This is a genomic window from Arthrobacter sp. NPDC080031 (assembly GCF_040702485.1).
GTDB lineage: Bacteria > Actinomycetota > Actinomycetes > Actinomycetales > Micrococcaceae > Arthrobacter.
Window position 1 is genome coordinate 79,204 of sequence record NZ_JBFBLA010000022.1, and the last position, 9,654, is coordinate 88,857.

Annotated in this window: 12 protein-coding genes; 8 read left to right on the forward strand and 4 right to left on the reverse strand. The window is 63.5% G+C overall.

Features of this window, described 5'->3' with window-relative positions:
* Nucleotides 1–513: 513 nt before the first annotated feature.
* From trxA to AB0323_RS17845, 3 genes are all read left to right on the forward strand, one after another.
* On the forward strand, nt 514–840 hold the full coding sequence (trxA, locus tag AB0323_RS17835) for a thioredoxin (RefSeq protein WP_366178511.1): 327 nt from the start codon (nt 514–516) through the stop codon (nt 838–840).
* Between the two features lie 45 nt (nt 841–885).
* Nucleotides 886–1,296: a heavy metal-responsive transcriptional regulator gene (locus tag AB0323_RS17840; protein WP_366178512.1), complete on the forward strand. Its 411-nt coding sequence runs from the start codon at nt 886–888 to the stop codon at nt 1,294–1,296.
* 99 nt (nt 1,297–1,395) lie between these two features.
* The gene (locus AB0323_RS17845) at nt 1,396–1,785 is read left to right on the forward strand and encodes a carboxypeptidase-like regulatory domain-containing protein (protein WP_366178513.1); all 390 of its coding nucleotides are present in this window, start codon (nt 1,396–1,398) and stop codon (nt 1,783–1,785) included.
* Nucleotides 1,786–1,791: 6 nt separating this feature from the next.
* On the opposite strand, the gene arfB is transcribed toward AB0323_RS17845, so the two are convergent.
* The 3 genes from arfB to AB0323_RS17860 form a co-directional block, all read right to left on the reverse strand.
* Nucleotides 1,792–2,214, reverse strand: a complete 423-nt coding sequence (arfB, locus tag AB0323_RS17850) for an alternative ribosome rescue aminoacyl-tRNA hydrolase ArfB (protein ID WP_366178514.1) — start codon at nt 2,212–2,214, stop codon at nt 1,792–1,794.
* Between the two features lie 64 nt (nt 2,215–2,278).
* Complete coding sequence (locus tag AB0323_RS17855; RefSeq protein ID WP_366178515.1) at nt 2,279–2,863, reverse strand: HhH-GPD-type base excision DNA repair protein; 585 nt, start codon at nt 2,861–2,863, stop codon at nt 2,279–2,281.
* 45 nt (nt 2,864–2,908) lie between these two features.
* Nucleotides 2,909–3,163, reverse strand: coding sequence for a hypothetical protein (locus tag AB0323_RS17860; RefSeq protein ID WP_366178516.1), 255 nt, complete (start codon nt 3,161–3,163; stop codon nt 2,909–2,911).
* 382 nt (nt 3,164–3,545) lie between these two features.
* Here AB0323_RS17860 and AB0323_RS17865 point away from each other — a divergent pair, with 382 nt between their 5' ends.
* From AB0323_RS17865 to AB0323_RS17875, 3 genes are read left to right on the forward strand one after another with little or no spacing between them, the layout of a single operon-like run.
* Nucleotides 3,546–4,418, forward strand: a complete 873-nt coding sequence (locus AB0323_RS17865) for an NAD(P)-dependent oxidoreductase (RefSeq protein ID WP_366178517.1) — start codon at nt 3,546–3,548, stop codon at nt 4,416–4,418.
* Between the two features lie 8 nt (nt 4,419–4,426).
* Nucleotides 4,427–5,458, forward strand: coding sequence for an aldo/keto reductase (locus AB0323_RS17870; RefSeq protein ID WP_366178526.1), 1,032 nt, complete (start codon nt 4,427–4,429; stop codon nt 5,456–5,458).
* Between the two features lie 43 nt (nt 5,459–5,501).
* Nucleotides 5,502–6,143 (forward strand): hypothetical protein, encoded by a 642-nt coding sequence (locus AB0323_RS17875; protein WP_366178518.1) that lies wholly within the window; start codon nt 5,502–5,504, stop codon nt 6,141–6,143.
* 64 nt (nt 6,144–6,207) lie between these two features.
* On the opposite strand, the gene AB0323_RS17880 is transcribed toward AB0323_RS17875, so the two are convergent.
* Entirely contained in the window at nt 6,208–7,089 is an 882-nt protein-coding gene (locus AB0323_RS17880; RefSeq protein ID WP_366178519.1) for a transglycosylase domain-containing protein, read from the reverse strand.
* Nucleotides 7,090–7,433: 344 nt separating this feature from the next.
* Here AB0323_RS17880 and AB0323_RS17885 point away from each other — a divergent pair, with 344 nt between their 5' ends.
* Together AB0323_RS17885 and AB0323_RS17890 are read left to right on the forward strand one after the other, a co-directional pair.
* The gene (locus AB0323_RS17885; RefSeq protein WP_366178520.1) at nt 7,434–8,333 is read left to right on the forward strand and encodes a diacylglycerol kinase family protein; all 900 of its coding nucleotides are present in this window, start codon (nt 7,434–7,436) and stop codon (nt 8,331–8,333) included.
* A gap of 167 nt (nt 8,334–8,500) precedes the next feature.
* The coding region (locus tag AB0323_RS17890) for an alpha-amylase family glycosyl hydrolase (protein WP_366178521.1) at nt 8,501–9,654 on the forward strand (1,154 nt) is incomplete at its 3' end.

Below are 9,654 nucleotides of genomic sequence, written 5' to 3' on the forward strand. Positions count from 1 at the left end.
CTTTCGTGTTCCCTCGTTAAGGAATCCGTGGCTGATCTCAAGGATCGATCGCATTCCCGGCACCTGGCCCGCGTCCCGACGTCGGCCAAAAGGGTCACAAGAAGTCCTCTAGGGGCGGTGTTCCATTTGTCGGCCACTACGTGGCACCACGCGGGGTGGTACTCCTTCCCGTACCTCATGACATAGACCTGATCTTCGCCGAGGAGGGGCTTACCATCCCGTCGGGCGGCCGGCTCGACAGGTCTGAGGGCGCCGAGGCCTTTGGCATCCGCGCGGCCTACGTCGTTGCCCTTGACGTAAGAGCGGATCCATGGGGTGAGCGGTCGTTTTGGGCTCGGAATTGCAGGACCTTCCTGTGCGGAGGGGTGTTCGTTCCCTCTTTCCCCCTACCTAGCTTGATGGCTTTTGACGTAAGTCGCCAGTCCGACCGCCGTACTCCATCACCGGATTCATCCCCTTGACTTTTCCCTTGGGGGAGGGTGCAAGGTGGGGTGCATTCAAGAGGGGGAAAGCATGGCAAAAACCCGGGAAGTAACCGACGTGTCCTTCGATGCCGAAGTGCTGCAGTCGCCAAAACCCGTCGTCGTGGAATTCTGGGCTGGTTGGTCTGGACCTTGCGCCAGGCTTACCCCCGTCCTGGAACAGCTCGCGGTCGAATACGCCGACAAAATCGACGTCGTAAAAGTCAATGTCGATGAGAATCCGGAAACCGCGGCTGCCTTCGGGATCAGCTCTGTTCCGTCGGTGTTCTTGTTCAAGGACGGCGAACGAAGAATCTCCGTGATCGGTGTGGGGGGGAAGCGGTACTTCGAAGCGGAATTCGCTGACTACTTGCGCTAGCCCTGCTTCACCCCATGAGCGACTTTCCCCTACAGTGGGAGGTCAATGGGGGAGACGAGGTGCAGGGTGCGAATCGGTGAAGCCGCCCAAGCGGCGGGCATGACGAGCAAAGCCTTGAGGTTCTACGAAGAGCACGGGCTGCTGCCGGCCGCGCAGCGCACCGCGAACGGATATCGCGATTACACAGGCGAAACCGTTAAACGGCTCGACTTCATTCGCCGCGGGCGAGCCGCGGGACTGGCGCTGGCGCAGATCCGCGAAATCCTGCTTCTGCGTGACGCCGGCCGCTCCCCGTGCACCCATGTGCGCGACCTACTGGCCGGTCAGTTGGCCAGCCTCGACGCGCAGATCGCCGAACTCGTCGCGCTGCGCGCCACCGTCGCCGACTCCCACGCTGTCGCGGCCGCCGCTGACCCGGAGGCGTGCGACGCCGAGCGGATCTGCAGCTACCTCTGAAAGGCCACCCGACCCCCGTGGCTTATCCGACGCACCTATGATTGTCCCAGGGGCGCGGATCGATCCCCTTGATCCAGCTCCCTCAATCGACACATGTTGGTGAGCGAAGTGAAGCGATCCGTCCTGGTCCTGCTGGCCGCGGTCCTGTCGTTATGTGCGTGTGGCGGTCCTGGCGGTCCGGACACCGGGCGCACCGGGGTTGTCACCGGCTTCGTCCTGAGCGCCCCGGCGTGTCCCGTCGAACGTGTCGGTCAGGAGTGTCCGCCGCGACCCGTCCCAGGGGCAGCGGTTGTCGCCTTGGACGGTGAAGCTGTCCGGGGCTCAACGCTGACCGATGGAGCCGGGGCCTTCCATCTCACGTTGCCTGACGGTCGTTACGTGATCAAAGCAAGCAATGTTGGAGGTTACGTCTCGACGGCGACTGAGCCGGTGGTCATCTCGAAGACCCCGGTTCACATCACGCTGGTTGTTGACAGCGGGATTCGCTAAGCCTGGCTACTCGGCGGATGGTCGTTTTCGTTGTTGTTTCGTTGCCGCCCGGTGTTCCTTTGCGACCCGGTGCCGGCGCTTCGAGCTCCGGGTGGGTTTGCTCGCCCGCCGGGCAGCGGCTTCGGGAGCAAGGCCCTCCGCCACGAGGCGGGAGAGCTTGGCCAGGGCGATCTCGCGATTCCGCAACTGGGAGCGCTGCTCGGAGGCGGACACGGTGATTACCCCGGCGATGAGACGTGGTCCGAGGCGGGCGGACAGCATGAGCCGTTGGGCATCGGAAAGCGCTGCGGAGTCGGCCACATTCCATGAGAGTTCGACGCGGCTGTCCGAGGTGTTGACATGTTGACCGCCTGGCCCCGACGAGCGGGAGAACCGCCAGCCGAGTTCCGACGACGGAATCGTGAGCGCTGGCGACACTTCGAGGTCCATGCTGCAAGCGTTTCACGATATCTGCGGGAACAAAGCCCTTGCCCCCCTGGAACCCGCTGGCGTCTCAGCTCCCGGAAGCCTTCGCAGCCTTGATGGCGGCCTTCGCAGCCTGTTTGTTGGCGCGCACTTTTCTCAGCGACTCCGGATCCACGATGTCGGCGACAGAAAGAAATGCGCTCTCCTGGCCGTAGCCGCCGGCAGCCTCGCGCCAACCCTGTGCCTGGAGTCCGCACTGCTTGCCGAGCAGCGCCAGGAAGATCTTTGCCTTTTGCTCTCCGAAGCCGGGCAATCCTTTCAACCTGCGGAGCACCTCTTGGCCGTCGGGGTCGTCCCGGGTCCAGATGGCGGTCGCGTCTCCATTCCAATCGCGCTGAACGACTGCGGCTAGATCCTGCACGCGGCCGGCCATGGAGCCGGGGAAACGGTGGACGGACGGACGCTCCTTGAAGACCTCAACGAAGCCTGCAGGGTCATATTCGGCGATCGCGGCAGGGGACATGGATCCGATCCGCGTCCGGATCTTTTCGGGTCCGGCAAACGCAGACTCCATGGTCACCTGTTGGTCTAGCAGCATCCCGATGAGAAGTGCGAACGCGTCATCGCTGAGGAGTTGGTCGGCGGCGGGGTCGCCCGTAATGTGCAGTTCCATGCGCCCATCCTCCCACTTGCTTGGATTCGCGTCATACCGGCCAAATCAGCAGCCCGGTTTGGTCTCCGTCTGTGAGCTCGCCGGCAGTTCGCGCCGTTCGAGCGTCTGTCCGTAAGGCACGTCGCGGCTGATGGCGACGGTGTACCTGGAGTATTCGTGCTGGGTAACGAGGATGCCGTGACGGCGCTCCTTGACGGCGTGTTCGCGGGCGATGTCGACGGCGGCGTTCAGCTCGTTTTCGACGGTGTCAGAGTCGTGGGCGGTGATTTCCAGGACGACGTCCGAATGGCGTTTGATCATCGTGGTCTCTTTCTCGGCGGGAAGCGCCGGGGCTCTCAGCGGTCACGGGCTTCCGGGTCCGGGCGCACCCGGGGAGGCGGAAAGCGGTGGTTCGAGAGGGGGTGCCCGGCATTCTGTGATGGGGCGGTTGCTGGCCGTAGAGTCCGGCGGGCTTGATCGGCGGAAGGATTTTCCTGCGGATCTGTAGCCAGTGTGGATGATCGGCAGCTCGGGCACAAGTTGAAATGCCGAAAAAGTTGCCCGTGTCGGCGAAATTCATCCGCGGAGGTCATCCCGCGGGCGCGGGTGTCTGGCTTTCCTAGGACCGGGAGGGCCACGCGCCGGAGCAGGTTTGTGCCCTACTCTCGATGTGAAACCGCCGGGCTATTTCGAAGGAGTACCGATGAGAATTGCAGTGACGGGTGGAAGCGGAAAACTGGGCCGGCATGTAGTGCGCCGGCTCAGCGAGGACGGGCACCAGGTGTTGATCCTGGACCGGGCTGGCGAGCGGAGCCCCGGTCTGGCGATTGTCGACTTGCGTGACTTCGGCCAGGTGCTGGATGTGTTTCTCGGGCTGGACGACCGCCACAGCGGCTTCGACGCCGTCGTGCATCTCGGCGCGATCCCGGCACCCGGCATCGTCCCGGATGTCGCGACGTTCCAGAACAACATGCTTTCGACGTACAACGTGTTCCAGGCGGCCCGCCGGGCCGGCATCAAAAAGGTTGTCTACGCCTCAAGTGAGACCGTGCTGGGCCTGCCCTTCGACGTCGACCCTCCCTACATCCCGGTGGATGAGGAATACCCCGCCCGGCCCGAGAGCACCTATTCGCTGGTGAAGCATCTGGAAGAGCAGATGGCGATCGAGTTGACGCGCTGGGATCCAGAGCTGAGCATCGTGGGGTTGCGGTTCTCCAATGTCATGGACGTGGAAGATTACGAACGGTTTCCATCCTTCGACTCCGACGCCAGGCTGCGGAAGTGGAACCTTTGGGGTTACATCGATGGCCGGGACGGTGCGCAGGCTGTGGCCCGGGCCCTCGAAAACGGCAAGCCCGGCTTCGAAGCATTCATCATCGCGAACGCGGATACTGTCATGAGCCGGTCCAGTGCCAGCCTGGCTGCCGAGGTGTTCCCCAACGTCAAGGTGATTAAGAATTTGGGCGAGCACGAGACCATGCTCTCTATCGACAAGGCCAGGCGACTGCTGGGCTTCGAGCCCGAACACACTTGGCGCACGTACCATTCGAACCGCACTACTCCCGTCGAAGATTGAGGAACATGATGCAATACCGCACTTTGGGCAACAGCGGCGCCGTGGTTTCGAACTACGCGCTCGGAACCATGACCTTCGGGGCCGAGGCCACCGAGGAAACATCCCGCGACATCCTGGACAGCTACGTCGCGGCTGGCGGCAACTTCATTGACACCGCCGATGTTTACAGCGCAGGGGTGTCGGAGGAAATCATCGGCCGCTGGCTGGCCGAACGGCCGGATGCGCGGGACCGCGTGGTGTTGGCCACCAAGGGCCGCTTCCCGATGGGGACGGCGCCGAACGACGTCGGGACTTCCCGACGCCACCTCACGCGGGCCTTGGACGACTCGCTTCGCCGCTTGGGCGTGGAGCAAATCGACCTGTACCAAATGCACGCGTGGGACCCCATTACGCCTTTGGAGGAGACGCTGCGCTTCCTGCACGACTCCGTCAGCAGCGGCAAGATCGCCTACTACGGCTTTTCCAACTTCCTGGGGTGGCAATTGACCAAGGCCGTCCACGTGGCCAAGGCCTTTGGCTGGAGCGCGCCGGTGACCCTGCAGCCGCAGTACAGCCTGCTGGTCCGTGAGATCGAATCGGAGATCGTTCCGGCTTCGCTGGATGCGGGCATCGGGCTGCTGCCATGGTCTCCCTTGGGCGGCGGTTGGCTTTCCGGCAAGTACAGGCGCGACGTGCCGCCCACCGGGGCCACGCGCCTGGGTGAAAACCCGGAACGCGGCATGGAGGCGTGGCAGGCCCGCAACGACGATCCCCGCACTTGGGATGTCATCGGAACCGTGGAAAAGATCGCCGCAGATCATGGCGTCAGTGCCTCCCGGGTGGCACTGGCCTGGTTGGCGGACCGGCCTGCGGTGACCTCCGTGATCCTCGGCGCCCGCACAACGGATCAGCTGGCGGACAACCTGGCCGCGGCAGACCTGGAACTCAGCCCCGAGGAAACCGGCCGGCTCACCGAGGCCAGTCAACCGCGCGTCGGCGTCTATCCTTACGGCCCGATGGCCCAGAACCAACGCAGCCGGAAGATCGAGGGCGGCAGGTAGGGGTCCATTGCCCGCGGGGCAGCACAGGCGTTGAATGTGGCTTATGGTCGACTGGGTTCTACTCTCCAACCTCGGCACCGCGCTCGGTACGACTGTCCTGGCCGTCGCGACGTTCATTTCCACGAGATCGGCCAACCGATCGGCGCGGGTGGCGGAGCGCGCCCTGCTGAATGGATTGCGCCCCATCTTGCTGCCCTCCAACTGGTCCGACGCCCCGCAGAAGGTGCGGTTCATGGAAGGCAAGTGGATGGCGGTGCGCGGCGGCCATGCCACTCTCGAGATCAGCGATAACGCTGTGTACCTGTTGATGTCTGTGCGCAACGCGGGGGCAGGAGTGGCGGTTCTGCACGGCTGGCACCTGCCACCTGACGCCAGGGCTCCGCTGTCGCCGGTGGAGGAGTTCCACCGGCTGACGCGGGATATCTACGTGCCGGCCAACGACGCCGGATTCTGCCAGGTCGCAATCCGGGACCCGGAGTCGGCCGACTTCCGCAACGCAACCGCGGGAGCGGCCGGCGACGGCTTCACGGTCGATGTCCTTTACGGAGACGCCGAAGGCTCGCAGCGCGTTGTCTCCCGCTTCTTCATCACCCCTGGACCCGCGGACGCAGGCCACGACGACGCCGACTGGCTGCTGATGGTCTCGCGCCATTGGAACCTGGACTTACCTGCCCCGCGCGGCTGAGCCCGGACTCCAGGCTCCGTGCGGGTACACGGGCTGCCGGTTGCCGGAGTCTTTCCCGGTGGTCCTAGCCGGTTTCGCTTTGGATGCGGTCCTTGACGCTTTGGGGCATGGTGGAGCATGCGTCGTTGTCGGCGCGCTGGTTGGCATGGCTGTCGGCAGTGTCCGTGATGCCGATCGTCGCGACGGCCGCCTGCCATCCGCCCAGGCCAACGAGCTGCCGGGGGACCCAGACGTTTGCCGCTCCGTTCACCAGGTTCCACACAGCGGGGTTGACGCCTGTGCCTAGGTAGATGCCTCCGTTGGGGGCCCGTTTGACCAGATCCGGCAGGGGAAGGACGCCCATCAGCTGCGCGGACTGATAGTCGGTCATGTTCCACGGCGGGGTTCCGAAGTAGTACCAGCTTGCCGCGCAGACCCCGTACAGATGGGGGCCGAACTGTGCGTAGTTTAGATAGAGCTCCAAGGTGCGTTGGGGGCTCAACGTGTAGCTGAACTGGGTTGCCAGGACGGCTTCAATCCCCTTGCGGACAGCGTTCTGGTCGTCCCAGAGGAAAATGTTCTTGACCAGCTGCTGGGGGATGGTGGAGCCGCTGGGGTCCGGCTTTCCCTGGAAATACGCCTGTGCCCTCGCCTGGAGGTCTCCGACGTCGAAGGCCCCGCTGCGTGTGCCGAGCTGTTCGTCTTCATGGGCGATGGTCGCGGCCAGCAAATGCCGGCTCATGTGGTTGATCGAGACGAACTGGTGGACGTTGGGCTCACCCGCTTCCAGCATGTAGGCGGTGCGTGGCGGGGTCACGCCCATGCTGAACGTGAAGGCGATGAGCTGGACAAGAACGAGCGGGACGATCAGCGCCAGGAGGACCTTGCGGCGCCACTTCCGTTTGGATCGCCTAGGTTTCTTGCCGGCTTTGGGAGCCGGCTCCTGTGCCCGATCCGGCTCCGTCACGGCCTGTTTCACCCGGTCCTGTACAGGTCCTTGTGGCTCCAAGGGGTCCGGCACGGGGTAGCTGATGACTTTGGCCCGCGCCGGATCGGGTCGGGCCCCTGACGGAGGGCTCGCTGGTTGCGCACGCCGCGGCGAGGTCGGCGGTGTTGGAATGTCCATCGGTCTGCCTTCGTTTCTCGTCCCGCGCGGTTACCCCTGGAAGGGGGACAGGATGGCAAGAAAGTCTACCGGGCCTTGCTGGTTGCTCCGTTCAGCCAAGTAGTCCGGGGCGCCCTCCCGTAGGGTGCGGCGGACGATTGTAAGTACACTTACTGAAGTCATCACGAGCAAAAATCGGAGCGGCAATGACTTCTGCACGGACCTTTGAATCGATCGTCATCATTTTCAATCCCAACAGCACCGGGGACGCACGCAGACTGGCTGAGAGTCTCCATGGCGAGCTGGCGGATCTCCTCAACTACCCAGTGGACATCAGGCTCCAGCCGACAAGCCACGCCGGACATGCCGTCGAGCTGGCACGCGATGCAGTCCGCGGTGGAGGGGATGTCTTGGTGGTTTCCGTCAGTGGTGACGGGGGCTACAACGAAGTTGTCAACGGGGTGATGCAAGGCGGCAATCCCAGGGCGGTGTGCGCAGTGCTGGGGGCAGGCAATGCCAATGACCACCGGCGGAGTACCGGCACCCAGCCGCTCGGGGAAGCAATCGCCGGGGGCAGGGTGCGGAGCATCGACTTACTGCGCGTCCACGCGGGCAAGGGATCGGATTCGCCCGGGGAGTACGCGCACTCCTATGTCGGCTTCGGGCTGACGCCGGTGGTGGCGATTGACTTGGAAAAGGGCGGCAAGGGAGCCCTGAAGGAAATGGTCTCGGTGATCCGGACCTTCTCGAAGTTTGAGCCCTTCGAAATACGCCAGGCCGACGGCGGGCGTCGCAGCCTGGACAGCCTCGTGCTCGCCAACATTCCAGAGATGGCGAAGTACGCCACGCTTAGCGACGCGGACGACAAGCTCTCAGACGGAAAATTCGAAGTGATCGCCTTTGCCCACATGCCAAAGTGGCGGGTCCTCTTGACGGCGCTGCGGGCAGCTACGAAGGGCCTGGGGGACCAGCCCAGCGTCAGCAGCTACTCGTTCACCACCATCGCGCCCCTGGTCTACCAGATCGACGGTGAAGTGAAATCCGTCGCCGCGAACATGCCAGTCAGGATCGAGTGCGCCCCGGCGGCTCTCTCCACCTTGGGATAAACAGAGCCCACCCGGTGAAATGAATCTCATGGCGGAGCGATCCGGGATATAGTCAGCAAGCTTAGTACTTTCCGGGATTTGCTGTTCAGCAGGACGTAGGACAAAAGTTCCCTGCCGACGCACGACCCTGGCGGACAAATTGGTTGGACAACACAATAGGAGCACGAATGGAAATCTGGCCCGGATCGGCGTACCCCCTTGGCGCCACCTTCGACGGAACCGGAACCAACTTCGCCTTGTTCAGCGAGAGGGCTGAAAAAGTCGAGCTTTGCCTGTTTCAGGAGGACGGCTCCGAAACCAAAATCGATCTCGTGGAAGTCGATGGTTATGTTTGGCACTGCTACCTGCCGCAGGTTCAGCCGGGCCAGAAGTATGGCTACCGCGTGCACGGTCCGTATGACCCTGCCGCCGGGCAGCGCTTCAATCCCAACAAGCTCCTCCTGGACCCTTACGCGAAGGCGGTGCACGGCCAACTCGACTGGGACCCGGCACTCTTCTCTTACAACATGGGGGATCCGGATTCCCGGAACGACAAGGATTCGGCGCCGCACATGATGTTGGGCGTGGTCATCAACCCGTTCTTCGACTGGGCCGGCGACCACCTCCCGCGGATTCCCTACCACCGCTCCGTGATCTACGAGGCGCACGTCAAGGGCCTGACCCAGCTCCACCCCGAGGTTCCGGAGGAGCAGCGCGGCACGTACGCCGGCGTGGCCCACCCGGCCGTGATTTCCCATCTGCAGAAGCTCGGGGTGACGGCCATCGAACTCATGCCCGTCCATCAGTTCGTCAATGACGGCACCTTGCAGGACAAGGGGTTGAACAACTACTGGGGCTACAACACGATCGGGTTCTTTGCCCCGCACAACAGCTACAGCTCCGCGGGGGACGCCGGCCAGCAGGTCCAGGACTTCAAGGCCATGGTCAGGACGTTGCACACGGCAGGCATCGAGGTCATTCTCGACGTCGTGTACAACCACACCGCCGAAGGCAACCACCTTGGCCCGACGCTGTCCTTCAAGGGCATCGACAACTCCGCGTACTACCGGCTGGTGGATGGTGACGAGAAGCACTACATGGACTACACGGGTACCGGCAACTCGCTGAACGTCCGCAGCCCGCATTCGCTGCAGCTGCTGATGGATTCCCTGCGGTACTGGGTCACCGAAATGCATGTGGACGGCTTCCGCTTCGACCTCGCCTCCACCTTGGCCCGGGAGTTCTACGACGTGGACAAACTGTCGACCTTCTTCGAGCTCATCCAGCAGGATCCGGTGGTTTCGCAGGTCAAGCTGATCGCCGAGCCGTGGGACGTCGGCCC